Genomic DNA, 26,371 nt, shown 5'->3' on the forward strand with positions numbered 1-26,371 from the left:
GCCACCCGGCAGGGCGCTTAGCTGAACCTTGAGTATACCCGGCACCCCCTGCGGTACCAGAGATTTACGCGCTGCAACGGGACGTTTTGCGACATATCCCGTTCATATAAGGCAGGATTGAGCCAGGGCCGGACGCCCTGACAGGAAGGGGCTCTGCCCCAGGTCGACGCCAGGATGGGATTGCAGCGCAGTGAGTGCAGACGCTAAGCAGAGGCAGGGTCCCGCATGACGGCGGATCTGCAGGCACCCGTTCGTTCACTCCGCTCCTGGACCATCGGCATCGTGGGAATCGCAGGTCTCGCGGCCATCATCGCCGGTGTCTACACCACCAGGGAAGCCCTGGTGGTCGTGGCGGTCCTGATCGCCGCCACGGTGGGCGTCGGCTGGCCCCACTTCCTGCGGATTCCGGCCAAGAAGACGCTCGCAGCAGTTATTGCCCTGCCCGGCGCAGCTTCCGCAATCGCCGCTGCGGTGGTGCCCGCACCCGGTTTCCTCGACTGGACGCCCGGATTCATTGCCCTGGGAATGATGGCAATCTTCGTGGTGCAGCTCATCCGGGGAACCGGCCAGGCGCAGCGGCTTGAGTCCACGCTCGGCTGCTGCGTGGGCGTCCTGCTGTCCTGCCTCGGCTCAGGATGGGTTGCCGGAGCCAGGTTCAACGGTGTGCGCGAGATGCTCCTGGTCGCGGCCATCAGTGCCGCAGTGGCATTGATCACAGGACTCATCCGGTGGCCCGACAGTGTGGTGGCGCCGCTGGGCATGGTCCTGGCCGGGCTGGCGGGGCCGCTCGCGGGCCTGGTGCTCTCTGACATAGAAGTCCTTCCCGCCGCCATTTTCGGCGTCGTGGTAGGTGCCGTGCTGGCCAGTTTCCGCCGGATGGCCACCCTCCGCGGCGCCCCGCTGAACGTTCCTGCGGCGCTCAGCATGGGGCTGGCGCCCGTCTCCGCGGTGGGTTCCCTTGCCTACTTCATAGACAAACTACTCATCTACTAACGCGTTAGGATGGCATCATGTCCGTACTTGCTTTTGAAATCTTCTTCCTTGTCCTGCTCGGCATCGCCAGCCTCGCCATGGCCTGGTTTGCCGGCTTTGTGGTCTACCGCCTCTTCAAAGGCCAGAAGTAGACAGAACTTTCCGGAGCTAGCTGTATCTCGAGGTAATTGCCGTGCCCATTGAGATTCCTACGGATCTGACCCCTGAACTCGTTCCCCTTTCCTGGCTCATCGGCGAGTGGGAAGGCCGCGGCCGGCTCGGCAGCGGGGACGAGGACTCGGAGCATTTCCTGCAGCACGTTTCCTTCACCCACAACGGCCTGCCGTACCTTCAGTACCGTGCGGAAAGCTGGCTGACCGACGACGAAGGCACCCGCCTGCGGCCGCTCACCGTCGAGACCGGCTTCTGGGCGCTGGAGCGCAAGCAGTTGGACGCCGATGGCGGGCCGGGCCTGATCCCGGCGGACATCGTGCCTGCCTTGAAGAGTGCCGATGAGGTGGAGGCCCTGCGCAACAGCGAGGGCGGCTTCGACATCTCGGTGTCCATCTCCCATCCGGGCGGCATCTCGGAGCTGTACTACGGGCAGATCAAGGGCCCCCAGATCCAGCTCACCACCGACATGGTGATGCGGGGCAGCCATTCCAAGGACTACAGCGCCGCTACCCGCATCTTCGGACTGGTGGACGGCAACCTGCTGTGGCGCTGGGACGTGGCAACCGGGGGAGAAGGCGGCAAGGGCCTGGAAGCCCACGCCTCGGCCTTCCTGAAACGGGTTTCGTAACCAAAGGAGCGCTGCCGTGGGAACAGTCGAAAGCCTGAAGGAATACAGCGACCTGAAGGCCGTCTTCTTCAACGGCACGCTCAAGAAATCCCCGCAAACGTCCAACACCGACGGCCTGATCAACATCAGCCGGCGGATCATGGAAAAGCAGGGTGTCAGCACCCGGGTGATCCGCACGGTGGACCACGATATTGCCAGCGGGGTCTACCCGGACATGAGGCAGTACGGCTGGCAGGCGGATGAGTGGCCCGAACTTTACCCCGCCGTCCAGGCGGCGGACATCGTGATAGTGGCTGGGCCCATCTGGCTTGGCGACAACTCCTCACAGACCAAGAAGCTGATTGAACGCCTGTACGCCCATTCCGGCGAACTCAATAGCAAGGGCCAGTGGGCGTTCTACCCGAAGGTGGGCGGCTGCCTGATTACCGGCAACGAGGACGGGATCAAGCACTGCTCCATGAACATCCTCTACAGCCTGCAGCACATCGGTTTCAGCATCCCGCCGCAGGCCGACGCCGGGTGGATCGGACCCGTGGGGCCCGGCCCAAGCTACCTGGAAAAGGGTTCGGGCGGCCCCGAAAGCGACTTCACCAACCGGAACACGACGTTCATGACCTGGAACCTCCTGCACCTGGCCCGGATCCTCAAGGACGCCGGCGGCCTGCCCGCCTACGGCAACCTGCCGCAGGAATGGTCCGCCGGGACCCGGTTCGATTTCGAAAACCCGGAATATCGCTAGCCTCCAAGGACTTCTACTTCATATGACTATTCCCAGCCCTCTGTTGTCGCGCCCCGGCGCCGTTGAGGCGGCCGGCGCGGACGCCGGCGTCGCGGCCCACTACGGCGAGCCCCTGCGCGAACAGCGCGCCCTGGCCGCCGGAACCGCCGTCGTCGACCTCTCCCACCGCGGCGTAGTGACCGTCACCGGTCCGGATCGGCTGAGCTGGCTCAACACCCTCTCCTCGCAGCAGGTCACCGGCCTGGGGCCGGGCGAGTCCAGCGAGTTGCTGCTCCTGAGCGTGCAGGGGCGGATTGAGTTTGATGCGCGGGTGGTGGACGACGGCGGGACCACCTGGCTGATTGTCGAGGGCGCCGAGGCAGCGCCGCTGGCGGAGTTCCTCAACAGGATGAAGTTCATGCTGCGGGTTGAAGTGGCGGACGTCTCCACCGGGTGGGCCGTTGTGGGCAGCACCAGGGCGGTCCCGGAATGGTCCGGCCTGCTCGCCTGGCAGGACCCGTGGCCGCATGTCAGCGCCGGCGGCTTCTCCTATGCCACGGTTGCCGAGACCGACCATCCGGGACTGGAGCGTCCCTGGTTTGAATACCTTGTCCCCGCGGCAGCCCTGGAGGAGACGCTCGCAGGGCGCCCCCTCGCCGGTACCCTCGCAGCCGAGGCCCTGCGCGTGGCCGCCTGGCGGCCCCGGATCGGTGCCGAGACGGATGACAAGACCATCCCGCACGAACTTGACCTCCTCCGCACCGCAGTGCACCTGGCCAAGGGCTGCTACAAGGGGCAGGAGACCATTGCCCGCGTCCACAACCTGGGACATCCGCCGCGGCGCCTCGTGTTCCTGCAGCTGGACGGATCGCAGCACACCCTGCCCGCCGCCGGCAGCCCCGTCCTGGTGGGCGACCGGACGGTGGGGACGGTGACCTCGGTGGCCCAGCACTACGAAATGGGCCCGGTCGCGCTGGCGGTCATAAAACGTTCGGTGGCCCCGGATGAGATACTGACGGTTCTGGACGGGGACGAGCCATACCCCGCCAGCCAAGAACTCATCGTCGCCCCCGACGCCGGCCAGGTGGTGGGGCGCCAGACCGGATTCCTCAGGGGGCCACGCTGATGACTGACAACGCCGCACCAACCGCCGGGACCGATGACGACGCCGTCGCCCTGGCCCACACTCTCTTCGAGGCGGCCAGGGAGGGCAACACCGACCTGTTGCGCGCCTACCTTGAGGCAGGCGCACCGGCCAACCTGACCAACTCCGCCGGGGACTCCCTCCTGATGCTGGCCGCGTACCACGGCCATGCGGATGCGGTGCGGCTGGTCCTCCAGCACGGCGCAGACGCCAACACGCCCAATGACCGCGGCCAGACACCGCTGGCGGGGGCGGCATTCAAGGGCTACCCCGAAGTAGCCCGTGTGCTGCTGGACGCCGGCGCCGATCCTGACGCCGGCTCCCCTTCCGCCCGCGCCGCGGCACAGATGTTCGCGCGCCAGGAGATCCTCGACCTCCTCGGCTAGCCATTTTTCCGGGTCTGCCCGGCCAACACCCTGAAAGATGACCGAGTGGAAAACGTAGCAAAGCCCTGGCCTGCCCTGTGGTCCCTGGTGATCGGGTTCTTCATGATCCTGATCGACAGCACCATCGTCTCCGTGGCCAACCCCGTGATCATGGAGGGCCTGGGCGCGGATATCAACTCGGTGATCTGGGTGACCAGCGCCTACCTGCTGGCGTACGCGGTGCCGCTGCTGATCACCGGCAGGCTCGGCGACCGCTTCGGACCCAAAAAGCTCTACCTTCTGGGCCTGGTGGTGTTCACCCTTGCTTCGCTGTGGTGCGGACTGGCCGGGAACGTGGAGACCCTCATCGCCGCACGCGTGCTGCAGGGCCTGGGTGCGGCCATCATGACGCCCCAGACCATGGCCGTGATCACCCGGATCTTCCCGCCCGACCGGCGCGGGGCAGCCATGTCGGTCTGGGGAGCCACCGCCGGGATGGCCACCCTTGTGGGACCCATCCTGGGCGGCGTCCTGGTGGACGGGCTGGGCTGGCAGTGGATCTTCTTCATCAACCTGCCCGTCGGTGTCGTGGGCTTCATCCTGGCGCTGCGGAACGTTCCCGCCCTCAGCACCCACCAGCACAGGTTCGACATCCCGGGCGTGGTGCTCAGCACCGTCGGACTCTTCCTCCTGGTCTTCGGCATCCAGGAGGGCGAGACGTACAACTGGGGCACCATCATCGGACCCGTCAGCGTGTGGAGCCTGATCATCGCCGGCCTGGTTGTGCTGACGGGCTTTGTGGTGTGGCAGCGGTACAACAAGGGCGAGCCGCTGCTGCCGCTGGGGCTGTTCCGCGACCGGAACTTCTCGCTCGCCAACCTGGGGATCACCATGGTGGGGTTCACCGTCACGGCATTCATGCTGCCGCTGATCTTCTACTACCAGATGGTCCGCGGCCTGACACCCACGCAGTCAGCCCTGCTGATGGTGCCCATGGCCCTCATCTCGGGCGGGCTGGCACCGGTGGTGGGGAAGGTGGTGGACCGGATCAACCCCAAGTACCTGGCCGCGGCCGGCCTGACCCTGATGGCCGTTGCCTTGGCCTGGAACGCGCTCCTGATGCAGCCCGGAACGCCCATCCTGCTCTTCCTGCTGCCCAGCGCCGTCCTGGGGTTCGCGAACGCCGGCATCTGGGCGCCGCTCAGCACCACTGCAACCCGTAACCTTCCGCCCCGCCAGGCCGGGGCTGGCTCAGGTGTCTACAACACCACCCGGCAGTTCGGGGCGGTGCTGGGCAGTGCAGCCATCGCCGTGCTGATCCAGGCACGGCTCGCGGCTGAACTGCCCGCTGGAGGACCGGCCGGCACGGCCGGCGAAGGGATGGCCCTCAGCGGCACCCTGCCGGAAGCCCTCCACAGCGGATTCTCGACGGCGATGGGCCAGTCCATCCTGCTGCCCGCCGCGGTGGTCCTGGCCGGCGCTGCGGTTGCGCTGTTCTTCGCGAAACCCCAGCCGGTCCAGGGCTGGGGCACGGCAGCGCCAGCATCAGCCAAGGTGGACGCTGGTCTGGATTCCGCCGGCTGAAAGGCCAAGTCTCCGGGCAAGCGCCAGCGCTCCGGTGTTGCTGACGTCCGTCCGCCACTGCAGCGTCAGCCCGGCTGCCAGTGCTTCATGGGCCGCGATGGAAGCGGCCAGCGTCCCGAGGCCCTGGCGGCGCCATTCCGGGTCCACCAGGACACCCAGGTGCGCCAGCAGGCCCTCCCACTCCGTGTAGGCCCCGCAGGCAAGGGGGATTCGCCGTCCCCCAACCTCGTGGACGAGGGTGTAGCGGTTTTCCAGGTCCGAAAGGCCAACTTCGTTGACGTCGTCCGGCGGGCACCGGCCCTCCAGCTCGATGGCCTCGGGGTTGCCGTGCGAAACGGTCATCTCCCCGGCCGGCTGCTTGAGCGGCAGGTCGTCGGCGAAGAATAGGGCTGCGGCGCCCAGGCCGTGCCCGCCGTGGGAGCGGGTCAGGGTCAGGAGGGTTACGTGCTGCGCCATCTCCTCGTCCGGGATGCCCGCCGCGGCGTCAATGACCCACTGCGGCCCCACCAGGGCGGAACTGCCGAAGAGGCGGAGGAACTCCACGGTCCGGGCCGATTCGTCAGCCCGGACCACGCGTTGGCCGGAAGCGAGGGCTTCCCCGAAGGCGTCGTCGTCCAACCCGAGGCGTCGTGCCCACGCAAGCTGGATGATGGCAGCGGAACCGGGGTCAAGTGTCATGTTCCCAGCCTAGGGCGGCCAGACCGCTCAACCGGGCAGGACAGCTCAGCCGAAGAGGACGGCGGCTTCGTCGTAGCGCCGCTGGGGGACGGTCTTGAGCTGGCCCAGGGCATCCTGGAAGCCGACGTGTTCGATGTCCGTTCCCTTCAGGGCCACCATCGTGCCCCAGTAGCCTTCCACCACGGAGTCGATGGCGGCCATGCCCAGCCGGGTGGCCAGGACACGGTCGAAGGCCGAGGGTACGCCGCCGCGCTGGATGTGGCCGAGGATGGTGGCGCGGGTTTCGATGCCGGTGCGGGCTTCAAGCTCCGGGGCCAGCTGATCTGCAATGCCGCCCAGCCGGGGACGGCCGAACGTGTCCAGGCCACGTTCGGAGTGCGGGGTTTCCATGTGCTCGGGAACGAACCCTTCGGCCACCACCACCAGCGGCGCGCGGCCGCGGGCGTGGGCTTCGTTCACCCACTCGGTGATCTGGTCGATGCTGACCTTCTGCTCCGGGATGAGGATGGCGTGCGCACCGGCGGCCATGCCGGCATGCAGCGCGATCCACCCCACGTGCCGGCCCATGACTTCGGCGATCATGCAGCGGTGGTGGGATTCGCCGGTGGTGCGGAGCCGGTCGATGGCTTCGGTGGCGATTTGCACGGCGGTGTCGAAACCGAAGGTGTAATCGGTAGCGTCAAGGTCGTTGTCCACCGTCTTGGGAACGCCCACGATTTTCAGCCCGGCGTCGGTGAGCCGCTTGGCGGCGGCCAAGGTTCCCTCACCGCCGATGGCGATGATGGCGTCGATGCCCAGGCGGTCCATGTGGGCTTTGATGACCTCGGGGCCGCCGCCGTTCTCGAACGGGTTGGTGCGTGAGGTGCCAAGGATGGTGCCGCCCTGTTTGGCGATGCCGCGGACCATGGTGCGGGGGATGTCGATGATGTCACCCTCCACCACGCCGCGCCAGCCGTCGAGGAACCCGACGAACTCGTGGCCGTGGATGGCGATGCCTTTCAGCACGGCGCCGCGGATCACCGCGTTCAATCCGGGGCAGTCGCCACCGCTGGTGAGGATTCCAATTTTCATGTTTGGCTCAAATCCTGGGAGAGGGTTTACAGGCAGAGCGCCACGCTGAGCTCATCTAGAAGTGTAGTGGGAGGTGTGGGGTACGACACAAACTGGTTACAAAGCGCCCGTCCGCCGGCAACACAACAGCCCCTGCCCGGTAGGGGCAGGGGCTGCAGTGAGTCAGGGACGGTTCAGTGAGCGCCGGTCCAGGAAGGTCTGGAGCGGGATCACGTTGCGCTGGTCCGGAAGGACCGCCCACGCCAGGAGGTAGAAGACGACGGCGGGTCCTGGCAGCAGGCAAAACACCAGGAATGCGATCCGGACGTAGGCCACATCCACGTTCAGCTTTGCCGCGATGCCGCCCAGGACCCCGCCGAGCCAGCGCTGCGGGCCGCGTTTCAGGCCGAGGCCCCTGACGATGCTGAAAAACTTGTCCATGGTTCAAGACTTCCCTGTTGTTGGTTCGTTGTCACGTTTGCGGGCCGACAGCAGGCCGCCCACTACCAGCGCGGCGCCGGCTCCGATCATAAGGCCGATCAGGACGTAGGTGCCGTTGAGGGTCACGATGCCCAGTTGTGCCACGATGATCAGGGCCGCCAGGGCCAGGACAATGAGTCCCCACACCACCGTGCCCACCCGGGCCGGTGCCGTTCCTGCATCGGTGCTTGCCGCCGTCGGGACATCCGTGGAGTAGGAGCCAGGGGTCCGGGGCTCGGGGGCCTGGTTGCTGTTGCTCATTTCAGTTGCCTTCCTCGATGGTGACGTTGCTGAACGTGCCGTCGATCTGGACCACCAGGCGGCTGCCGGGCTCGTCTGCGTTGTAGCTGCTTTCGCGGGTAGTGGTGCCGCCGCGCTGTCCGGTCGCCTCATTGAGGTTTCCCATGGTCATGTCCGCCTTGATGTCCACGGGCACGTTGTCCGGGATGACCACAGTCACGTTGCTGGCGGTGATGTCCAGCGGGATGACGACGTCGGACGTCAGCGGGGCGTCGTCGGCCAGGTTGGTGAGGTCCACGGTTCCCCGTCCGGCCGTGACGTCGTACCCGTCCCGGGCCTCCGCGATGGTTGCCGGGCTCCAGTTGACCTGCTGGAACCGGACCCGGTCGCCGTCGCCCACCACGTTGTACACACCGCCGGTGACCAGCGCGATGACGGCGAAGAGGCTCAGGACCCCTGCCGTCCTGCCGCGGATGCCGGCCAGCAGGATGCCCAGACCCAGGACGGCGGCTGCACTTGCCCAGACGATAGCGTTGGCCGAATCGCCCAGGTCGATCACGTTGGTGACGTCCAGGGCCTTGAGGCCGCCGCCCACCAGCAGTGCCGCGCCGGTTGCGATGGCGACTGCCGGGGCGCCGGGACCCGCAGGCCGGGGCTTCGGCGGCCGCGGAGGAGTGGGGGTGCCGTAAGCCGGTGTACCGGTGCCGCCGCCATAGGTGCCGTCCCCGTAGGAACCGGTGCCCGAGCCGCCGCCGTAGGACGGCATGGAACCTGACCCGGGGGCGCTGCCGTAGGTTGTTCCGGTGGCGGAGAAGGAGGAGGCGGCGGCAGTTCCGGGGTACCCGGCGTCGTACGTGCCGCTGTAGGTACCCGGCTGCTGTCCGGCCATCGCCGGCCTCGCGCCCTTGCTGCGCTGGGACAGGTAGTAGACCAGGTAGATCGCGCCGCCCACCCAGAAGACGGTCCAGAGGAAGCCGCCGAAACCGTTATGGCTCCATCCCCAGAATCCGCCGCCGAGGCCCGTGAGGCCGACGATCGTAGCGATGAGCGCACCGGTCATGCCGGTGGTCCAGCGGCCTGCCCCGGCTTCCTGCACGTGGATCCGCCCGTCCGGTTCGGGGAGGAATGCCCACGCCAGGCCGTAGAGCAGCACGCCGATGCCGGCGAAGAGCGCGAGGACGATGAAGACGCCGCGGATGATCAGCGGATCCACGCCCAGCCGGTTGGCGATGCCGCTGGAGACACCGCCCATCCAGCGGTCGGCGCCCCGGTGGATGCCATGGCTCCGGACCCAGGTGAAGAAGTCCGTGGACTGGGAAGTGACAGTGGAAGCGTACTGCGGGCCGGGAAGCGCGCCGGACGCGGCCGCATGGCTGCCGGAAGCATTGCTGGCTCCGGGCTGGTAGCCGGAACTGTTCCGGCCGTCGCCGGTCCCGGCGTCATTCCTGTCCGCGTCCTGCGGGGCGGAAGGGCCCGCGGACGGGTCCGGAGTTGATGGCACGGAGGACGGCAGGGGCTCGGTGGGCCGCTGGCTGCCGGGACCCGGAAGGGGCTCGGTGGGCTGGCCGTCGTCGGGGGAGGGGGTCTGCGAGTTCATACCTAAATCCTCGCGTTTGGGCTGGTCGCGCTCTACTGGGGGATACCCTGAACCGTCCCTGAGTCACCCCCGGTTGCCGCCGGAATCCGGTCCGGGGAACCCTGATCCGTGCTTGGATTGAACCATGACGATCCTCCCGGCACGGCCACCCCTGGCGCGCAGCAGCGACCGCGTGATCGCCGGGGTGTGTTCGGGCCTGGCGGTCCATCTGGGCTGGCCCGTGAAGAACGTCCGGGTTGCCATGGCGCTCGCCACCCTCGCCGGCGGCGCCGGACTGGTCTTCTACGCCTGGCTGTGGATCATGGTTCCTACCGCAGACGAGGCCGCTAGGCGCAATGCCCGCCGCCCGGCGTCGCCCATTGCGCCGGGGGTGAGCCAGCCGGCGGGTTCCCCGGCCGGGATGCCGGCTCCTGGTCCTGACCTTTCCGCCCGGGGGATGGGCGCCGGACCGTCGGCATCGCCGGGCGCTGCTGCCGTCACGGCTGCAACACCGTTCGACGGCGGCGGCCGCGGCAGCGGAGCCTCCGGCCCCGTCCAGCCCCCGCCATGGTTCCGCTTCGGCACGATGAAGTACGGCAAGGAAATCCTGCTGGGCTCCGGCCTGCTGCTGGTGGCCGGCATCATGATCGCGCAGCTGCTGGGGGTGGACGTTCCGCTCGGAACGCTGATCCCGGCAGCGGCGGTCCTGGGCGGCGCCTCTATTGCATGGATTCAGCTGGATGAGACACGGCGCGCCGGCCTTGTGGACAAGACGAAGGCCGACCAGGCCGGCGGCTGGGCGCGCCTGGCCGCCGGACTTGCCCTGGTGGTGGCAGGTGTGCTGGTGATGGTCTCCGGCTCCGGTTCCTGGGAGCAGACCTGGCTTGCACTGTTGGCCTCGGTGGCTGTGCTGGGCGGCGTGGTGCTGGTCCTGCTGCCGTGGGCGCTCAAGTTTTGGCGGGACCTGGAGGCCGAGCGGGCCGGCAGGATCCGTGAAATGGAACGGGCGGAGATTGCTGCGCACCTCCATGATTCCGTCCTGCAGACGCTGGCCCTCATCCAGCGCCGGGCCGGCAACGAGCACGACGTCGTCCGGCTGGCCCGTGCGCAGGAGCGTGAACTTCGCGGCTGGCTGTTCCAAGACCCCGGCCGGGAAGCGGGGCAGCTGTCGGACCGTATCAAGGCAGTCGCCGCGGAAGTGGAGGACCTGCTGGGCAACGCCGTCGAGGTTGTCACCGTGGGGGACACCTCGGTGACGGAGGCGCACGAAGCCCTGGTCCAGGCCAGCCGTGAGGCGATGCTCAACGCCTCCCGGCACGGCGGCGGCACGGTATCCGTCTACCTCGAGGCCTCCGACGGGCAGGCGGAGGTCTTCATCAAGGACCGTGGCCCGGGCTTTGAACTCTCTGATGTTCCCGAGGACCGGCTGGGTGTGCGGGAATCGATCATCGGCAGGATGAAACGGCACGGCGGCACCGCGACCATCCTCAGCACCGGCACCGGCACGGAAGTGCGTTTGCGGCTGCAGACGGCAGGCGCGGACAACCCGGAAGGAAACTCATGAACACCAGCCAGGGGGCGGCCTCCCGTCCAGCGAACTCCGTCCGCGTGGTCATCGTGGACGACCACGCGATCTTCCGGTCCGGGCTGAAGGCTGACCTTGACGCCAGCATCCAGGTGGTGGGCGAAGCAGCCACCGTGGAGCAGGCCATTGCTGTGATCGCGGAGCAGCGCCCGGACGTGGTGCTGCTGGATGTGCACCTGCCTGGCGGGCTGGGCGGCGGCGGACGCGAGGTGATCGCCGGTTCCGCCCCGCTGCTGGGTTCCACCCGGTTCCTGGCCCTCAGCGTCTCCGACGCCGCCGAGGACGTGGTGGCCGTGATCCGCGCCGGCGCCCGCGGGTACGTCACCAAGACCATTTCCGGCGCCGAAATTACTGATGCGGTGTTCCGCGTGGCCGGCGGCGACGCTGTGTTCTCGCCCCGGCTGGCGGGGTTTGTCCTGGACGCGTTCGGCACCGCCCCTGCCGAGATCGCCGACGACGAACTGGACAAGCTCTCGGCCCGGGAACTGGAAGTCATGCGCCTGATTGCCCGCGGCTACAGCTACAAGGAAGTGGCCAAGGAGCTGTTCATCAGCATCAAAACGGTGGAAACCCATGTCTCGGCGGTGCTGCGGAAGCTGCAGCTTTCCAGCCGGCATGAGCTCACAAAGTGGGCCGCCGAACGCCGCCTCCTCTAACCGTGACGCTCTCTCACTTATGACAGCGAAATCCCCAACGCCCGCTCATATCCCGCGGTCATTTTCCCGACGCCTGCTCACATCCGGCGGCTAAAACCAAAACGCCCGCTCACTTCCCCAAAGAAAGCGAGCGGGCGTTCGGATTTAAGCCGCCATAAGTGAGCGGGCGTCGGGGGAGGCTACTGGGCTTTGCCGAGGAAGTCCTGCAGGCGCTGCACGCCGGTAGCCAGGTCCTCGTCACCCAGGGCGTAGGACAGGCGCAGGTACCCGGAGGGCCCGAAGGCCTCGCCGGGCACCACGGCCACCTCCACCTCATCCAGGATCAGCGAAGCCAGTTCTGCGGAGGTCTGCGGCGTGGCGGTGCCGGACGCCGTCGGGAACTCCTTGCCCAGCAGTGCACGCACGTCCGCGTAGACGTAGAAGGCACCCTTCGGCGTCGGGCATTCCACGCCCGCGATCGCATTCAGGCCGGCGACGATGGCCTTCCGGCGGCGGTCAAACGCGACCTTCATCTCGTCCACGGCGGTCAGCGGCCCGGAGACTGCGGCGAGGGCCGCGACCTGCGGAATGTTGGACACGTTGGAGGTGGCGTGCGACTGCAGGTTGGTGGCTGCCTTGATGACGTCGGCCGGGCCGATCATCCAGCCCACGCGCCAGCCGGTCATGGCGTAGGTCTTGGCCACACCGTTGAGGATGACAACCTTGTCGCCCAGCTCGGGAGCGGCGGTGGCGATGGAGGTGAAGGGGACACCGTCGTACGTCAGGTGCTCGTAGATCTCGTCGGTGACGACCCAGAGGCCCTTCGCGGCGGCCCACTTGCCGATCTCAGCCACCTGTTCGGGGGAGTACACCGAGCCAGTGGGGTTCGACGGCGAGACGAACAGCAGGATCTTGGTCCGGTCCGTGACGGCGGCTTCGAGCTGCTCAACGGTCACCAGGTAGTCCTGCTCCGGGCCGGCAAAAACCTCGACCGGAACGCCGCCGGCCAGCCGGATGGCCTCTGGGTAGGTGGTCCAGAAGGGGGTGGGGACGATAACCTCGTCACCCGGATCCACCAAGGTGGCGAACGTGTTGTAGACCGCCTGCTTGCCGCCGTTGGTGACCAGCACCTGGGACGGGTCGACGGCGTAGCCCGAGTCGCGGAGCGTCTTCTTGGCAATGGCCTTCTTCAGCTCGGGCAGCCCGCCGGCAGGGGAGTAACGGTGGTACTTCGGCTGGGTTGCGGCGTCGATGGCTGCCTGCACGATGTAATCCGGGGTGGGGAAGTCGGGTTCGCCCGCCCCGAAGCCAATCACCGGCCGGCCAGCTGCCTTGAGTGCCTTCGCCTTGGCATCAACGGCAAGGGTTGCGGATTCGGCAATAGCGGAAATGCGCTGGGAAACGCGGGCGGCAGACATGGCAGGTCCGTTCTTCGCTTGCAGCCGTGAGGCTGGAATGTGGGATTCGACGAGTTCTACTCTATGCTGTTCACCGGACCCTTCGGGTGGCCCGTTTTGAATTGTGACTGCCCCGGCAGCCGATCCCAGGACGCGGCGCTGATGGGCCGGAACGGGCTGGTTTTACGAACGTGCAGATGTTGCGTAGACTGGTTCACCGGTGTTGAAAACACGGATGATGGCGTGCGCCCCAGTTCAAGCTGGCGGATCGTCGTCGGAGGGTGAAATTCACTCCATAGGGTAGTGGCGCAATTGGTAGCGCAGCGGTCTCCAAAACCGCAGGTTGCAGGTTCGAGTCCTGTCTGCCCTGCGCAAGCTGCCCCGGGGCAAAATCCCGGGGCAAGCGCAGCAACCATGGTTCTGTTCAGGGCCGGGTAATCCAGCATTGCAAAGATGAGCGAGGACCAGGTGACCGAAACAGCTGCCAGCAGCTCCAAGGGCCGCCCAGCTAAGAAGGACGCCAAGGCAAACTTCTTCGCCCGCATTGCGCTCTTCGTCCGCCAGATCATCGGCGAACTGAAGAAGGTTGTTGCACCAACCCGCAAGGAACTGATCAATTACACGCTCGTGGTGCTGGTGTTCGTGGCCATCATGATGGTCATCGTCAGCCTGCTGGATATCGGGTTCGGATCCGCGATGGGCTGGCTCTTCGGCGGTACCGGCTCCACGGACAGCTAAGGCTGCAGGGTCCGCAGGCCGCGTGTTTTATTCCGGATTACCGGAATGAAACAGTGGCGTGCGGAATTGAGCCATTTAAATAGGCATGTTAGGCAATGAGGAAGCAGGAGACCAAGTGTCTGAGCAGGAGCTCGGGGTAACCGAGACTGAGCTGGAAGAGTCCGCGGACATCACGGCAGAAGCCGGTGACGAGTCTGAGGTTGAGTCCGCCGCGCCCGAATCCGACGCCGCCGGCTCCGACGTTGCCGAGACCGAAGGCGGGGAGGGCGACGACGAGCCCGCCGACGCCCTCGCTGCTGCCGCCGCCACCGCGGCCGCCGACCCGGCCGAGGAGTTCAAGGCCAAGCTGCGCCGCCAGGAAGGTGACTGGTACGTCATCCACTCCTACGCCGGCTACGAAAACCGCGTGAAGGCCAACCTCGAGACCCGCATCCAGACCCTGGACATGGAAGATTACATCTTCGAGATCCAGGTGCCCATGGAAGAAGTCGTTGAGATCAAGAACGCCCAGCGCAAGATCATCAACCGCGTCCGCATCCCCGGCTACGTCCTGGTCCGCATGGACCTGACCGACGCCTCCTGGGGCGCCGTCCGGCACACCCCCGGCGTTACCGGCTTCGTGGGCAACGCCCATAACCCTGTGCCGCTGCGCCTGGACGAGGTCTTCTCCATGCTGGCCCCGGTCTTCGAGGAAGAGCAGGCCGAAAAGGGCAAGCCGGTCAACAAGCAGAACCAGGCTCCCGTTGCTGTCGACTTCGAAGTCGGCGAGTCGGTCATCGTCAAGGAAGGCCCGTTCGAGACCCTTCCGGCTACCATCTCCGAGATCAAGCCCGAGTCCCAGACCCTCGTGGTGCTGGTCTCCATCTTCGAGCGCGAAACGCCGGTCACCCTGGCGTTCAACCAGGTCACCAAGATCTGACCACCCAAGAATTCGTCCCGGCGCTGCCCGCTTAGCGGCACCGGAACGGCCGGCCGCCTTGCCATGGCGGCCAAAAACCTGAGGCACGCTCCTGTGCCCCAGGACGTTATTGAGAGAAGGACCCTACATTGGCTCCCAAGAAGAAGGTCACCGGCCTCATCAAGCTGCAGATCCAGGCAGGTGCCGCTAACCCGGCCCCGCCGATCGGTCCTGCGCTTGGCCAGCACGGTGTCAACATCATGGAATTCTGCAAGGCGTACAACGCTGCTACGGAAGCCCAGCGCGGAAACGTCATCCCCGTGGAGATCACGGTCTACGAAGACCGTTCCTTCACGTTCATCACCAAGACCCCGCCGGCTGCAGAGCTCATCAAGAAGGCTGCAGGCGTTGCCAAGGGTTCCGCCACCCCGCACACCGTCAAGGTTGCAAAGCTGACCCAGGCCCAGGTCAACGAGATCGCCTCCACCAAGATGGAAGACCTCAACGCCACCAGCCTCGAGGGTGCAGCAAAGATCATCGCCGGCACCGCCCGCTCCATGGGCATCACGGTCGAGGGCTAATAGCCCGTCCAGCCATCCGGATCGGGCACTTGACGACGACGGACGGCGCCGCCGGGAAACCGGCACCATCAAAAAATTGAAATGTCGGGCATCCGGTCCGAATAACGAGACCGGACCACCGACTGTGGCAGGGCCCAGCGCGGTCCGCAGACCACAACTGCACAAGGAGAAACAAGCAGCATGGCAAAGCGCAGCAAAGCATATGAGGCAGCAGCCGCCAAGATCGACGCGGAGAAGTTCTACGCGCCGTTCGAGGCAGTAACGCTCGCCAAGGACACCAACCCGTCCAAGTTCGACGCCACGGTTGAGGTTGCCTTCCGCCTCGGCGTGGACCCCCGCAAGGCTGACCAGATGGTCCGCGGCACGGTCAACCTGCCCCACGGCACCGGCAAGACCGCCCGCGTCCTGGTGTTCGCCACGGGCGACAAGGCTGAGGCAGCAATCGCCGCCGGTGCCGACTTCGTTGGTTCCGACGACCTGATCGAGAAGATCGCCGCCGGCTGGACCGACTTCGATGCTGCCGTCGCCACCCCTGACCTCATGGGCAAGGTTGGCCGCCTCGGTAAGGTCCTGGGTCCGCGTAACCTGATGCCGAACCCGAAGACGGGCACCGTGACCCCGGACGTCACCAAGGCCGTCAACGACATCAAGGGTGGCAAGATCGACTTCCGCGTCGACAAGCACTCCAACCTGCACTTCATCATTGGCAAGGTCTCGTTCGACGCCGTCAAGCTGGCCGAGAACTACGCCGCAGCCCTGGAAGAGGTGCTTCGCCTGAAGCCGTCCGCTGCCAAGGGCCGCTACATCCAGAAGGCTACGGTTGCCACCACCTTCGGTCCCGGCATCTCCGTCGACCCCAACGTCACCAAGGTGCTCATCGAGGCCTAGCCTTACAAGCATTCCCGTGCCACTCCGGCACACAGGAAGGGACCGTCCGGCAGCAGCCGGGCGGTCCCATCCGCGTTAAGCCGCGACTTTCCCTCACACCGCCCTCGACAGCCGGCCAGGGCTGGCTAGGCTATGGTCATGACGCAGCCAAATGGCTTGGTGATAACCGCCGTCGTGATGCCCGGGTCCCTGGACGGGGCGCAGGATGCCCGGGACTTCCTTGACTGCCAGGCAATGCGGCAGGCGCACGAACTGGAGACCTGGGGGAACCTTGACCGCGGGTACACCTTGGCCGAGGAACTGGAGCATTGGCGCGGCACTCCCTATGAGGCCCGCCAGCTCTTCGTGGGCCGGATCGGCGGGGAAACCGTGGGCATGTGCTCGGTGACGCTGCCACTGCGGGAGAACCTCTGGACGGCGGGCATCAACGTCCTGGTATCACCCGGGCACCGGCGGCGCGGACTGGGCCGCCGGCTCCTGCAGTTTGCCGAGGACGTGGCGCACCAGCACAGCCGTACCTCGCTGGATGGCTATTTCGAACTGCCGGCACAGGCGGTGGAAGGCGCCGGACCGCTGCTGCCCGCAAAGTCCGGGGCGGGCGGGCTGCCGGCTGGGGAGCCTTCCACCGCCTTCGCGGCAGCCGGCGGCTACGAGCTCGAACAGGTGGAGACGTCCAGCCGCCTTGGCCTGCCCGTGCCGCCTGATCGGCTGGCCGCACTGGAAGCAGCGGCGTCTGCCCATGCCGGGGACTACGCGCTGCTGGGCTGGGCCGATGCCTGCCCCGAAGAGCTGGTGGACAACTACGCCATCCTGAATGCCCGGATGAGCACTGATGTACCCACGGCAGGCCTGGACTGGGAAGGCGAAATCTGGGATGCGGCCCGCGTCCGCCGCGACGAGGAAACCCTTGCCCGCAGCGGAATGCAGTCCGTGGTGTCGGCGGCGATGCACCGGCCCTCTGGCCAACTGGTCGCGTATACCGTTCTGAACTGGCGCCCTGAAGTTCCGGCTACCGTGCTCCAGCAGGACACCCTCGTGTCCGCCGAACACCGGGGGCACCGCCTGGGGATGCTGATCAAGATCAGGAACCTGCGCATGGCCCAGGCCAGGTGGCCCGCGGCGCGCTCGGTGCTGACATGGAACGCCAGCGAAAACCAGCATATGCTGGCGATCAATATCGCGCTTGGATTCACACCTGCAGGCTATGAGGGTGAGTGGCAGAAACGGCTGGGATGATGCCCAATATGGCAAAAGACGTGAAGATCGAGCAGCTCTGGATCCCCGACTCGCTGGACTCTCCGGACGCGGCGGACTTCCTGGCTGCCGTCGAGGTGGGCCGCAAGGTCAGGATGCAGACCTGGGGGAGTGACGACCTCGCCTATGGGCCGCTGGAGAAGCTCCTCGAGTTTGAGGACCCGTTTGAGCGCCAGCTCATCCTGGTGGCAAAAGTCGACGGCGAAATCGTGGGCACCGTGGATATCGCCCTTCCCATGACGGACCACTTGGACCTTGCGGAGTTCACCCTGGACATCCTGCCCGAGTTCCAGCGCCAGGGCGTGGGCCGCCGCCTGCTCGAAGCCGCCGAACACCTGGCGCGGGCTGAGGGGCGCACCATGATCCTGGTGGACACCAACCATCCGGGTGCTTCCCTGCACGAGTTTGAGAAGGCGCAGCTGGTCCCGGGTTCGGGGCTGGGGTTCGTCCCGCTGGAGAGCCGTGAAGTTGAGTTCGCCCAGAAGACGGGCTACACGCTGCAGCACATCGAGCAGTTCAGTTCGTGTTCACTCCCGCTGGATTCGAAGCTCGTGGCCGACCTTCAGGCAGAGGCCGATGAGGCGAACAACGGCCGGTACCGGCTGCACCACTGGACCGACCGCTGCCCGGACCGGTGGCTGGAAGCTGTCGCCGTCCTTGAGAACCAGGCGGGCGCGGACGTCGACCCCTCACTGGACGTGCCGGTGGAGCAGGACATGGTGTTCGACGGCGGCATCCTCCGGGAAGCCGAGGACGTCGCCATCGCGCAGGGCCGGCGGACGGTGGTCACCGCCGTCGAGCACCTCGCCACCGGTTCGCTGGTGGGGCTGACCACCATCACGGTGCTGGCGCACCGCACGGACGTGGTGTTCCAGGACGACACACTGGTGCTGCAGGAACACCGGGGCAACAAGCTGGGGCTGCTGATCAAGGTGGCCAACATGGAACGGCTTACAGAACAGTTTCCCGATGCCCGCGTGATCTACACCTGGAACGCCCCGGAAAACCGGTACCTGCTGACCGTCAACCAGCAGCTGGGCTTCCGCACCGCCGGGGTGACAGGCATCTGGCAGAAGGAACTCCCCAAGCTGCACACCCGGAACAGCTAGGGATCCGCCACGCCGGGCCTGCGGGAGGGCCCGGGGCACGATTTGGTGGTCCGCCATGGCCTCCCGTAGACTGGGATGACCAAAGACCGTCGGTTATTGGAAATCCACTCTCCCGGACATGGCGCAACTCTGCTGTCCTGCGCGGGAGGTGCCGTGGTTTTCCTTACGAAGGACCCTGAACATAGGGCGGCCGGCGCAGGTGAACGAAGCAAAGCTCCATGGAGAACCGTGTTGAGCCAAGCCCCGTGCATCTGCGCGGGGCGTTTTTAGTTTGAGCTCACCTGAGCGGGGACCGTCGAATACCCGGCACTATCCCCGGAAGGAGGGTTATGGCAACGCCTACCAAGGTTTCAGCAGTAGCTGAGATCACTAACGATTTCAAGGAATCGAACGCCGCTGTCCTGACCGAATACCGCGGGCTCACCGTTGCACAGCTCAAGCAGCTGCGTGTTTCTCTCGGCCAGGACACCAAGTTCGCGGTCGTCAAGAACACCCTGACCGCCATTGCAGCCAAGGAAGCCGGCGTCGAAGCATTCGACGGCCAGCTTGCCGGCCCCACTGCAATCGCGTTCATCAAGGGTGACGCAGTTGCCGCTGCCAAGAGCCTGACGGATTTTGCCAAGGCCAACAAGCAGCTGATCATCAAGACCGGCTACTTCGAGGGCAAGGCTCTGAACGCCAGCGAGGTTGCCGAACTGGCAGCGCTCGAGTCCCGCGAGCTGCAGCTCGCCAAGGTTGCAGGCGTCCTCAAGGCTCCCGCCGCCGCAGCTGCACGCATCATTGACGCACTGCGCCTCAAGCTTGAAGAAGAGAACGGTGCTCCGGCTGCTGCCGAGGCGCCCGCCGCTGAAGAAGCTCCCGCCGCCGAAGCCGAAGCACCTGCTGAGGCTCCCGCAGCCGAAGAGAACTAATTCTCTTTACCCCACAAGACTCAGGTGCACGGCCGGGCGATGAGCCTGCCGCACACCACAACAGGAAGGACGCCTACCATGGCGAAGCTCAGCAACGAAGAGCTCATTGAAGCTTTCAAGGAACTGACCATCATCGAGCTCTCCGAGTTCGTCAAGCTCTTCGAAGAGACCTTCGAAGTTACCGCTGCTGCTGTTGCAGTTGCTGGCCCCGCTGCCGGCGGCGCTGCAGAAGAGGCTGAAGAGAAGACCGACTTCGACGTCATCCTCGAAGCTGCTGGCGACAAGAAGATCGCAGTCATCAAGGAAGTTCGCGCCATCACCTCCCTCGGCCTCAAGGAAGCCAAGGACTTGGTTGACGGTGCCCCCAAGGCTGTCCTCGAAGGTGCCAACAAGGAGGCCGCCGAGAAGGCCAAGGAGCAGCTCGAGGCTGCAGGCGCCACCGTTACCCTCAAGTAACAGCGCATACTCCTGGAAAACCCCGTCCACTCCGGTGGGCGGGGTCTTCTGCGTTTAAAGGGGGTCGGAGATGTCCGCCACTACGGCGTCCAGGGCGGATGTCAAGGCATCTGCGTCAACGAAGGCACTGTAGCCGTGGGCCCCGGCACCCATGGAGATCCGCCTGCCGGTGATGGTGGCATCCGCATAGACAGGCCACGGGGTGGTGCTGCCCAGCGGGGTGATGGTGCCGCGCTCATACCCGGTCGCATCCAGGGCCATGTCCGCCGGCGGCAGTGACAGCTTGTTGACTCCCACGAGGGTGCGCAGCTTCGGCCAGGAGATCTGCCGGTCACCCGGAACCAGCGCGAACAGGAAAGTCCCGTCCTTGTGCTTGACTACCAGCGACTTGACGATGTCCGCGGGACTGATTCCCAGGATGCCGGCCGCTTCCTCGAGGCTGCGGGCGGCCGGGCGTTCCACAATTTCGACTTTCAGGCCGCGGGCGGCGGCACCGGCCAGGAACCGTTCCTGCCCGGCGCCGTCCGCTCCGTTTGAGGCTGGCACGGCCATCAGTCGCGGTACAGCAGGAGCGCCTCGCCCTGCCCGCCGCCCCCGCACAGGGACACAGCGGCCTTTCCGGTTCCCCGGCGCTTGAGCTCGTGGGCTGCATGGACCGCCAGGCGTGCACCGGAAGCCCCGATCGGATGCCCCAGGGCGATGGCCCCGCCGTGGATATTGCACTTCTCCAGCGGATAGTCCAGGTCCTTGAGCGACTGCACCGCTACGGATCCGAAGGCCTCGTTGATCTCTATGAAGTCCAGATCCGCCGTGGTCCACCCTGCCCGGCCCAACGCGTTCATGATGGCGTTCGACGGCTGCGAGTGCAGCGAGTTGTCCGGCCCGGCCACCTGGCCCGGCTTGCCCACCACGGCCAGGTACTCCAGGCCGTGGGCCTCGGCATAAGCGCGCGAGGAGAGCACCAGGGCGGCGGCGCCGTCGGACAGGGGCGACGAGTTGCCGGCGGTGATGGTGCCGTCAGTGACGAACGCAGCCCGCAGCCCGGCCAGGGACTCGATGGAGGCGTTGGGGCGCACGCCCTCGTCCGTGTCCACCACGAGGGGATCTCCCTTGCGCTGCTTCACGCTGAGGGGGACGATCTCGTCGTCGAATGTCCCGTTCTTTGCCGCCAGCGCCGCGCGCTGGTGCGACTGCGCAGCCACGTAGTCCTGTGACGTCCGGTCGATGCCCAGGCTTAGGTTCCGGGTCTCCGTGGACAAGCCCATCGACTGGCCATCAAAAGCGTCGGTCAGTCCGTCGTGGGCGGCGGCGTCCAGGGCCTGGATGGAACCGTAGGTCCAGCCCTGCCGCGAGCCGGGCAGCAGGTGCGGCGCCCGGGTCATCGACTCCTGGCCGCCGGCCACCACCACGGCGGCCTCGCCCGCCCGGATCATCCGGGCGGCGTCAATGACTGCCGTCAGCCCTGAGAGGCATACCTTATTGACCGTCACTGCCGGAACGTACCAGCCGATGCCGGCACCGATGGAGCTCTGCCGGGCGGGATTCTGGCCGGCACCCGCCTGCAGGACCTGGCCCATGATCACCACTTCGACATCGCCCACATCCACGCCGCTGGCATCCAGCGCGGCCCGGATCGCGTGGGCGCCGAGGTCTACCGCGGAGAAGCCCGCCAGCTGGCCGTTGATGCGGCCGGTGGGAGTACGCGCTGCCCCGAGGATAACAACGTCATTGCTGTCATGAGAGTTGGCCATGGTTGTCTCTTCCACTCTGATTCGATGTAAGCCACCAAGGCTATCGTGACCCTGGTCACCTAACTATTCAAACGCCGGGGCCGCCATGTGCATTCCGGCCTTTGCGTATTGCGGCAGGGGAGGAGTCCCCATCGGTTCGGGATGCACGACGGCGGCGGCGTGCGTAGGGTGGGCGCCGGACAGTTTTTGCCGGTGAGCACCCCGGACGCGGGGCGGACGGAGAAGTAACGTGAAGAAGACCCTGGCCCTTGTGGGCGCTGCCGGCCTGGCGGCCTTGACCGGCTGCTCCGTCTCATCCCCGGCACCTGCCGGTGCGTCGCCGTCGGAATCCCCCGCGCAGTCTGCCGGCGGGATCGAACCGGCGCCATCGACTTCCGGCGCTGCAGCCGGAGGCGCAAGGGAGGCGTGCGAGCGTTTCAACTCCCTGTTCGCCGAGTATGCAGCCGTCCCGGCCGACGACCCCGGCGGCTATGAGGAAATCTACCTACAGGCGGAGGATGCCAAGGACACCGTGGCGGGGGACCTTCGGGGCTTGTTCGCTTCCCTCAGCCTTCTGGCTATCGACCATTCGTCGGCCGCCGAATCGGGCAGCGCGCCGGCCCAAAAATCCAAGGACGCCGTGCGCGACGCGGTGTTCGCGAACTCCGGAACCTGCACGGCGGAAGGGGTCACCCTCCGGCTCTGAATGGTGCCGGGAGGGTATCCGGCGCCCCTAAAACAAGTGCTTGCATTCCGGACGGATGTGGGGTAGACACGTAGGATATTTTGCCGTATCGTAGATATTTGCGTCTTCCCTGTTTACCTTCAGCCTTCATATAGCGGTGGGCTTTGCCTGGCAGCTGACAATCAACGTGCCGTAACAACGTCACAGCATAGTCGGTGCCGGCCCCGGGTCATATAGCGGAACCGGATGGTAGCGCTGCGGACTCTGTCTGCAGGGTGCACAGCGGGGGAGATCTGAAAACGCCTGAAGGTCTGTGGAAGGATCCCTCTTGGTCGCCTCGAGCACCTCTAATAACGAAACCGCTAACACCGCCGACAGCACTGATGGTGCCACTCGCCGGCTTTCATTCGCAAAGATTCACGAACCTCTAGACGTTCCGAATCTGCTTGCCCTGCAGACGGACAGCTTTGACTGGCTGGTCGGCAACGAACGCTGGCAGGCACGCGTAGCAAAGGCTGTCGAAGAAAACGATCTCAGCGTCGCCACCACGTCCGGCCTCTCGGACATCTTCGAAGAAATCTCCCCGATCGAGGACTTCCAGGGCACCATGTCCCTGAGCTTCTCCGATCCGGAGTTCGCCGACCCCAAGTACACCATGGCCGAGTGCAAGGACCGGGACGCAACGTACTCGGCTCCGCTGTACGTCAAGGCCGAGTTCATGAACAACAACACGGGCGAAATCAAGCAGCAGACCGTGTTCATGGGCGACTTCCCGCTGATGACCGAGAAGGGCACCTTCGTGGTCAACGGCACCGAGCGTGTCGTCGTCTCCCAGCTGGTTCGTTCCCCGGGCGCCTACTTCGAGCGCGCCGCTGACAAGACCAGCGACAAGGACATCTTCACTGCCAAGATCATCCCGTCCCGCGGTGCATGGTTCGAGCTCGAAATCGACAAGCGCGACCAGGTCGGTGTCCGCCTCGACCGCAAGCGCAAGCAGTCCGTCACGGTCCTGCTGAAGGCCCTCGGCTGGACCGAAGGCCAGATCCTCGAAGAGTTCGGCCAGTACGACTCCATGCGCGCCACCCTGGAGAAGGACGCCACCGAGACCCGCGAAGACGCGCTGCTGGACATCTACCGCAAGCTGCGTCCGGGCGAGCCGCCCACCGTCGAGGCTGCCCAGTCCCTGCTGGACAACCTGTACTTCAACTCGAAGCGGTACGATCTGGCCAAGGTCGGCCGCTACAAGATCAACCGCAAGCTGGGCATCGACCGTTCCCTTGGCGACAAGGAAGCCTCGGTCCTGCACGTTGAAGACATCGTCGCCATGATCAAGTTCCTCGTCGCGCTGCACGCCGGCGAGAAGACCATCAAGGGCGTCCGCGACGGCCAGGAAGTTGACCTGCGCGTCGAGATCGACGACATCGACCACTTCGGCAACCGCCGCATCCGCGCCGTCGGCGAGCTCATCGAGAACCAGGTCCGCACCGGCCTGTCCCGCATGGAGCGCGTTGTCCGCGAGCGTATGACCACCCAGGACGTCGAGGCCATCACGCCGCAGACCCTGATCAACATCCGCCCCGTGGTTGCAGCCATCAAGGAGTTCTTCGGAACCTCCCAGCTGTCGCAGTTCATGGACCAGAACAACCCGCTCTCGGGCCTGACCCACAAGCGCCGCCTGTCGGCCCTTGGCCCCGGTGGTCTGTCCCGTGACCGCGCCGGCATGGAAGTCCGTGACGTGCACCCGTCCCACTACGGACGTATGTGCCCCATCGAAACCCCTGAAGGCCCGAACATTGGTCTGATCGGTTCGCTGGCATCCTACGGACGCATCAACCCGTTCGGCTTCATTGAGACCCCGTACCGCAAGGTCAAGGACGGCGTCGTGTCCGACGACGTCCAGTACCTGACGGCCGACGACGAGGCCGAGGTGCTGATCGCCCAGGCCAACGCGCCGCTGGACGAGAACAAGCGCTTCGCCGAAGAGACCGTCCTGGTCCGTGCCCGTGGTGGTGGAGGCGAGCCCGTCCTGGTCCCGGCTGAAGACGTCGAGTTCATGGACGTTTCCCCGCGCCAGATGGTGTCCGTGGCTACGGCCCTGATCCCGTTCCTCGAGCACGACGACGCCAACCGCGCACTCATGGGTGCCAACATGCAGCGCCAGGCCGTGCCGCTGGTCCGTTCCGAGGCCCCGTTCGTGGGCACCGGCATGGAGCGCGCCGCTGCCGTGGACGCCGGCGACGTGGTCATCGCCAAGAAGGCCGGTGTGGTCACCGAGGTCTCCGCCGAGCTCGTCATCATGCTTAACGACGACGGCACGGAAACCAACTACCGCATCAACAAGTTCGCCCGCTCCAACCAGGGCAACTGCTACAACCACCGTGTCCTGGTGAACGAAGGCCAGCGCCTCGAGGTCGGCGGCATCATCGCCGACGGCCCGGCAACGGACCAGGGTGAACTTGCCCTCGGCAAGAACCTGCTCGTGGCATTCATGTCCTGGGAAGGCCACAACTTCGAGGACGCCATCATCCTCTCGCAGCGCATCGTTGCCGAGGACGTCCTTTCCTCCATCCACATCGAGGAGCACGAGATCGATGCCCGCGACACCAAGCTTGGTGCCGAGGAAATCACCCGTGACATCCCCAACGTGTCCGAGGAAGTCCTGGCAGGCCTGGACGAGCGTGGCATCATCCACATCGGTGCCGAGGTGGAAGCCGGCGACATCCTGGTCGGAAAGGTCACCCCGAAGGGTGAAACCGAGCTGACCCCGGAAGAGCGCCTGCTGCGCGCCATCTTCGGTGAGAAGTCCCGCGAAGTGCGCGACACCTCCCTGAAGGTGCCCCACGGCGAGTCCGGCACCGTCATCGGCGTCCGCGTCTTCGACCGCGACAACGACGACGAGCTGCCCCCGGGCGTCAACCAGCTGGTCCGCGTCTACGTGGCTGCCAAGCGCAAGATCACCGACGGCGACAAGCTCGCCGGCCGCCACGGCAACAAGGGTGTCATCTCCAAGATCCTCCCGGTCGAGGACATGCCCTTCCTTGCCGACGGAACCCCCGTTGATATCGTCCTGAACCCGCTGGGTGTTCCGGGCCGTATGAACGTCGGCCAGGTGCTCGAGACGCACCTTGGCTGGGTCGCCAAGACCGGCTGGAAGATCGAAGGCGAGCCCGAGTGGGTCAAGCAGCTGCCCAACCTGCCGCGCGAGAGTGGCCCCACCACCGTTGCCACGCCGGTGTTCGACGGCGCCCGTGAAGAGGAAATCACGGGCCTGCTGGACTCCACCAACGTGACCCGCGACGGTGAGCGCCTGATCAATTCGTCCGGCAAGACCCGCCTGTTCGACGGCCGCTCCGGCGAGCCGTTCCCGGATCCGATCTCGGTCGGCTACATGTACATCCTGAAGCTCCACCACCTGGTGGACGACAAGATCCACGCCCGCTCCACCGGCCCGTACTCCATGATCACGCAGCAGCCGCTGGGTGGTAAGGCACAGTTCGGTGGCCAGCGCTTCGGTGAGATGGAAGTGTGGGCGCTTGAAGCCTACGGCGCCGCCTACACGCTCCAGGAACTCCTCACGATCAAGTCCGATGACATTCACGGCCGCGTGAAGGTCTACGAAGCGATCGTCAAGGGCGAGAACATCCCGGAGCCGGGTGTTCCCGAGTCCTTCAAGGTGTTGATCAAGGAAATGCAGTCGCTGTGCCTGAACGTGGAAGTCCTCTCCACGGACGGAACCACAATTGAAATGCGTGACTCTGATGACGCAGTCTTCACGGCTGCGGAGGAACTGGGCATCGATCTGTCTCGTGCAGAGCCCAGCTCCGTAGAAGAGGTCTAAGGAGTCCGACGACGGCGGGCCCCGTCCGCCGTCGTCCTCCTTCCTTCTCCCGCACCC

General features: G+C 65.9%; 26 protein-coding genes and 1 tRNA gene. 19 read left to right on the plus strand and 8 right to left on the minus strand.

Features of this window, described 5'->3' with window-relative positions; all coding sequences use genetic code 11:
* Positions 1–225: 225 nt before the first annotated feature.
* The 6 genes from AC5RUO_RS04495 to AC5RUO_RS04520 all read left to right on the plus strand — a co-directional run bounded on the left by AC5RUO_RS04495 (position 226) and on the right by AC5RUO_RS04520 (position 5,585).
* The gene (locus AC5RUO_RS04495) at positions 226–993 is read left to right on the plus strand and encodes a permease (RefSeq protein WP_494102921.1); all 768 of its coding nucleotides are present in this window, start codon (positions 226–228) and stop codon (positions 991–993) included.
* A gap of 172 nt (positions 994–1,165) precedes the next feature.
* The gene (locus tag AC5RUO_RS04500; RefSeq protein ID WP_494008953.1) at positions 1,166–1,774 is read left to right on the plus strand and encodes a nitrobindin family protein; all 609 of its coding nucleotides are present in this window, start codon (positions 1,166–1,168) and stop codon (positions 1,772–1,774) included.
* A 16-nt stretch (positions 1,775–1,790) separates the two neighbouring features.
* A complete protein-coding gene (locus AC5RUO_RS04505; protein ID WP_494102922.1) occupies positions 1,791–2,513 on the plus strand; it encodes a flavodoxin family protein in 723 nt (240 codons plus the stop codon).
* Positions 2,514–2,535: 22 nt separating this feature from the next.
* Positions 2,536–3,618 (plus strand): CAF17-like 4Fe-4S cluster assembly/insertion protein YgfZ, encoded by a 1,083-nt coding sequence (gene ygfZ, locus AC5RUO_RS04510; protein WP_494102923.1) that lies wholly within the window; start codon positions 2,536–2,538, stop codon positions 3,616–3,618.
* Positions 3,618–4,022 carry an ankyrin repeat domain-containing protein gene (locus AC5RUO_RS04515; RefSeq protein ID WP_494051014.1) on the plus strand — a complete coding sequence of 135 codons (405 nt, stop codon included), beginning with the start codon at positions 3,618–3,620 and terminating at the stop codon, positions 4,020–4,022. Before ygfZ ends, AC5RUO_RS04515 begins: the two co-directional genes overlap by 1 nt.
* A gap of 45 nt (positions 4,023–4,067) precedes the next feature.
* Positions 4,068–5,585, plus strand: coding sequence for a DHA2 family efflux MFS transporter permease subunit (locus AC5RUO_RS04520; RefSeq protein ID WP_494102924.1), 1,518 nt, complete (start codon positions 4,068–4,070; stop codon positions 5,583–5,585).
* Here the strand turns inward: AC5RUO_RS04520 and AC5RUO_RS04525 are convergent.
* The 5 genes from AC5RUO_RS04525 to AC5RUO_RS04545 all read right to left on the minus strand — a co-directional run bounded on the left by AC5RUO_RS04525 (position 5,547) and on the right by AC5RUO_RS04545 (position 9,630).
* Positions 5,547–6,263, minus strand: coding sequence for a GNAT family N-acetyltransferase (locus tag AC5RUO_RS04525; RefSeq protein ID WP_494102925.1), 717 nt, complete (start codon positions 6,261–6,263; stop codon positions 5,547–5,549). The genes AC5RUO_RS04520 and AC5RUO_RS04525 overlap by 39 nt on opposite strands.
* Before the next feature lie 45 nt (positions 6,264–6,308).
* On the minus strand, positions 6,309–7,334 hold the full coding sequence (locus tag AC5RUO_RS04530; protein WP_494102926.1) for an ATP-dependent 6-phosphofructokinase: 1,026 nt from the start codon (positions 7,332–7,334) through the stop codon (positions 6,309–6,311).
* A gap of 162 nt (positions 7,335–7,496) precedes the next feature.
* Complete coding sequence (locus AC5RUO_RS04535) at positions 7,497–7,754, minus strand: PspC domain-containing protein (RefSeq protein ID WP_009358328.1); 258 nt, start codon at positions 7,752–7,754, stop codon at positions 7,497–7,499.
* A 3-nt stretch (positions 7,755–7,757) separates the two neighbouring features.
* Entirely contained in the window at positions 7,758–8,054 is a 297-nt protein-coding gene (locus AC5RUO_RS04540) for a hypothetical protein (RefSeq protein WP_494051010.1), read from the minus strand.
* 1 nt (position 8,055) lies between these two features.
* Positions 8,056–9,630 (minus strand): PspC domain-containing protein, encoded by a 1,575-nt coding sequence (locus tag AC5RUO_RS04545; RefSeq protein ID WP_494102927.1) that lies wholly within the window; start codon positions 9,628–9,630, stop codon positions 8,056–8,058.
* Positions 9,631–9,754: 124 nt separating this feature from the next.
* On the opposite strand from AC5RUO_RS04545, the gene AC5RUO_RS04550 reads away from it, so the two are divergent.
* The gene (locus AC5RUO_RS04550) at positions 9,755–11,173 is read left to right on the plus strand and encodes an ATP-binding protein (protein ID WP_494102928.1); all 1,419 of its coding nucleotides are present in this window, start codon (positions 9,755–9,757) and stop codon (positions 11,171–11,173) included.
* Positions 11,170–11,850 (plus strand): LuxR C-terminal-related transcriptional regulator, encoded by a 681-nt coding sequence (locus AC5RUO_RS04555; protein WP_494008942.1) that lies wholly within the window; start codon positions 11,170–11,172, stop codon positions 11,848–11,850. Before AC5RUO_RS04550 ends, AC5RUO_RS04555 begins: the two co-directional genes overlap by 4 nt.
* A 179-nt stretch (positions 11,851–12,029) precedes the next feature.
* On the opposite strand, the gene AC5RUO_RS04560 is transcribed toward AC5RUO_RS04555, so the two are convergent.
* Complete coding sequence (locus tag AC5RUO_RS04560) at positions 12,030–13,247, minus strand: pyridoxal phosphate-dependent aminotransferase (RefSeq protein WP_494008941.1); 1,218 nt, start codon at positions 13,245–13,247, stop codon at positions 12,030–12,032.
* Positions 13,248–13,523: 276 nt separating this feature from the next.
* On the opposite strand from AC5RUO_RS04560, the gene AC5RUO_RS04565 reads away from it, so the two are divergent.
* The 9 genes from AC5RUO_RS04565 (at position 13,524) to rplL (ending at position 20,061) form a co-directional block, all read left to right on the plus strand.
* A tRNA-Trp gene (locus AC5RUO_RS04565) sits at positions 13,524–13,596 on the plus strand.
* An 83-nt stretch (positions 13,597–13,679) separates the two neighbouring features.
* The gene (secE, locus tag AC5RUO_RS04570) at positions 13,680–13,964 is read left to right on the plus strand and encodes a preprotein translocase subunit SecE (RefSeq protein ID WP_494008940.1); all 285 of its coding nucleotides are present in this window, start codon (positions 13,680–13,682) and stop codon (positions 13,962–13,964) included.
* A gap of 115 nt (positions 13,965–14,079) precedes the next feature.
* Complete coding sequence (gene nusG / locus AC5RUO_RS04575) at positions 14,080–14,883, plus strand: transcription termination/antitermination protein NusG (RefSeq protein ID WP_009358321.1); 804 nt, start codon at positions 14,080–14,082, stop codon at positions 14,881–14,883.
* A gap of 128 nt (positions 14,884–15,011) precedes the next feature.
* The gene (rplK, locus tag AC5RUO_RS04580) at positions 15,012–15,443 is read left to right on the plus strand and encodes a 50S ribosomal protein L11 (RefSeq protein WP_003803853.1); all 432 of its coding nucleotides are present in this window, start codon (positions 15,012–15,014) and stop codon (positions 15,441–15,443) included.
* Positions 15,444–15,623: 180 nt separating this feature from the next.
* Positions 15,624–16,331, plus strand: coding sequence for a 50S ribosomal protein L1 (gene rplA, locus AC5RUO_RS04585; protein WP_009358320.1), 708 nt, complete (start codon positions 15,624–15,626; stop codon positions 16,329–16,331).
* Between the two features lie 138 nt (positions 16,332–16,469).
* Positions 16,470–17,567 carry a GNAT family N-acetyltransferase gene (locus AC5RUO_RS04590; RefSeq protein WP_494102929.1) on the plus strand — a complete coding sequence of 366 codons (1,098 nt, stop codon included), beginning with the start codon at positions 16,470–16,472 and terminating at the stop codon, positions 17,565–17,567.
* A gap of 8 nt (positions 17,568–17,575) precedes the next feature.
* A complete protein-coding gene (locus AC5RUO_RS04595) occupies positions 17,576–18,694 on the plus strand; it encodes a GNAT family N-acetyltransferase (RefSeq protein WP_494008938.1) in 1,119 nt (372 codons plus the stop codon).
* Positions 18,695–19,023: 329 nt separating this feature from the next.
* The gene (gene rplJ / locus AC5RUO_RS04600; protein ID WP_494008937.1) at positions 19,024–19,605 is read left to right on the plus strand and encodes a 50S ribosomal protein L10; all 582 of its coding nucleotides are present in this window, start codon (positions 19,024–19,026) and stop codon (positions 19,603–19,605) included.
* 78 nt (positions 19,606–19,683) lie between these two features.
* A complete protein-coding gene (gene rplL / locus AC5RUO_RS04605; RefSeq protein WP_009358316.1) occupies positions 19,684–20,061 on the plus strand; it encodes a 50S ribosomal protein L7/L12 in 378 nt (125 codons plus the stop codon).
* A gap of 54 nt (positions 20,062–20,115) precedes the next feature.
* Here rplL and AC5RUO_RS04610 read toward each other — a convergent pair whose 3' ends face one another.
* Both AC5RUO_RS04610 and AC5RUO_RS04615 read right to left on the minus strand, forming a co-directional pair.
* Positions 20,116–20,613: an aminoacyl-tRNA deacylase gene (locus AC5RUO_RS04610; protein WP_494102930.1), complete on the minus strand. Its 498-nt coding sequence runs from the start codon at positions 20,611–20,613 to the stop codon at positions 20,116–20,118.
* A complete protein-coding gene (locus tag AC5RUO_RS04615) occupies positions 20,613–21,812 on the minus strand; it encodes an acetyl-CoA C-acetyltransferase (RefSeq protein ID WP_494102931.1) in 1,200 nt (399 codons plus the stop codon). Before AC5RUO_RS04615 ends, AC5RUO_RS04610 begins: the two co-directional genes overlap by 1 nt.
* Positions 21,813–22,041: 229 nt before the next feature.
* On the opposite strand from AC5RUO_RS04615, the gene AC5RUO_RS04620 reads away from it, so the two are divergent.
* The gene (locus tag AC5RUO_RS04620; RefSeq protein WP_494102932.1) at positions 22,042–22,497 is read left to right on the plus strand and encodes a hypothetical protein; all 456 of its coding nucleotides are present in this window, start codon (positions 22,042–22,044) and stop codon (positions 22,495–22,497) included.
* Positions 22,498–22,804: 307 nt separating this feature from the next.
* On the plus strand, positions 22,805–26,314 hold the full coding sequence (gene rpoB / locus AC5RUO_RS04625; RefSeq protein WP_133345782.1) for a DNA-directed RNA polymerase subunit beta: 3,510 nt from the start codon (positions 22,805–22,807) through the stop codon (positions 26,312–26,314).
* Positions 26,315–26,371 lie beyond the last annotated feature (57 nt).

It is taken from the genome of Arthrobacter sp. Y3221087 (genome assembly GCF_059089905.1).

Excerpts from the sequence above, each read along its gene's own strand:
- ygfZ (WP_494102923.1), top strand. The coding sequence starts at position 2,536 with ATGACTATTCCCAGCCCTCTGTTGTCGCGCCCCGGCGCCGTTGAGGCG.
- AC5RUO_RS04525 (WP_494102925.1), bottom strand. The coding sequence starts at position 6,263 with ATGACACTTGACCCCGGTTCCGCTGCCATCATCCAGCTTGCGTGGGCA.
- AC5RUO_RS04595 (WP_494008938.1), top strand. The coding sequence starts at position 17,576 with ATGGCAAAAGACGTGAAGATCGAGCAGCTCTGGATCCCCGACTCGCTG.
- AC5RUO_RS04495 (WP_494102921.1), top strand. The coding sequence starts at position 226 with ATGACGGCGGATCTGCAGGCACCCGTTCGTTCACTCCGCTCCTGGACC.
- AC5RUO_RS04590 (WP_494102929.1), top strand. The coding sequence starts at position 16,470 with ATGACGCAGCCAAATGGCTTGGTGATAACCGCCGTCGTGATGCCCGGG.
- AC5RUO_RS04530 (WP_494102926.1), bottom strand. The coding sequence starts at position 7,334 with ATGAAAATTGGAATCCTCACCAGCGGTGGCGACTGCCCCGGATTGAAC.
- rplL (WP_009358316.1), top strand. The coding sequence starts at position 19,684 with ATGGCGAAGCTCAGCAACGAAGAGCTCATTGAAGCTTTCAAGGAACTG.
- AC5RUO_RS04550 (WP_494102928.1), top strand. The coding sequence starts at position 9,755 with ATGACGATCCTCCCGGCACGGCCACCCCTGGCGCGCAGCAGCGACCGC.
- AC5RUO_RS04615 (WP_494102931.1), bottom strand. The coding sequence starts at position 21,812 with ATGGCCAACTCTCATGACAGCAATGACGTTGTTATCCTCGGGGCAGCG.
- AC5RUO_RS04610 (WP_494102930.1), bottom strand. The coding sequence starts at position 20,613 with ATGGCCGTGCCAGCCTCAAACGGAGCGGACGGCGCCGGGCAGGAACGG.
- AC5RUO_RS04545 (WP_494102927.1), bottom strand. The coding sequence starts at position 9,630 with ATGAACTCGCAGACCCCCTCCCCCGACGACGGCCAGCCCACCGAGCCC.
- AC5RUO_RS04535 (WP_009358328.1), bottom strand. The coding sequence starts at position 7,754 with ATGGACAAGTTTTTCAGCATCGTCAGGGGCCTCGGCCTGAAACGCGGC.
- AC5RUO_RS04540 (WP_494051010.1), bottom strand. The coding sequence starts at position 8,054 with ATGAGCAACAGCAACCAGGCCCCCGAGCCCCGGACCCCTGGCTCCTAC.
- rplA (WP_009358320.1), top strand. The coding sequence starts at position 15,624 with ATGGCAAAGCGCAGCAAAGCATATGAGGCAGCAGCCGCCAAGATCGAC.
- AC5RUO_RS04555 (WP_494008942.1), top strand. The coding sequence starts at position 11,170 with ATGAACACCAGCCAGGGGGCGGCCTCCCGTCCAGCGAACTCCGTCCGC.
- rplJ (WP_494008937.1), top strand. The coding sequence starts at position 19,024 with ATGGCAACGCCTACCAAGGTTTCAGCAGTAGCTGAGATCACTAACGAT.
- AC5RUO_RS04515 (WP_494051014.1), top strand. The coding sequence starts at position 3,618 with ATGACTGACAACGCCGCACCAACCGCCGGGACCGATGACGACGCCGTC.
- secE (WP_494008940.1), top strand. The coding sequence starts at position 13,680 with ATGAGCGAGGACCAGGTGACCGAAACAGCTGCCAGCAGCTCCAAGGGC.
- AC5RUO_RS04560 (WP_494008941.1), bottom strand. The coding sequence starts at position 13,247 with ATGTCTGCCGCCCGCGTTTCCCAGCGCATTTCCGCTATTGCCGAATCC.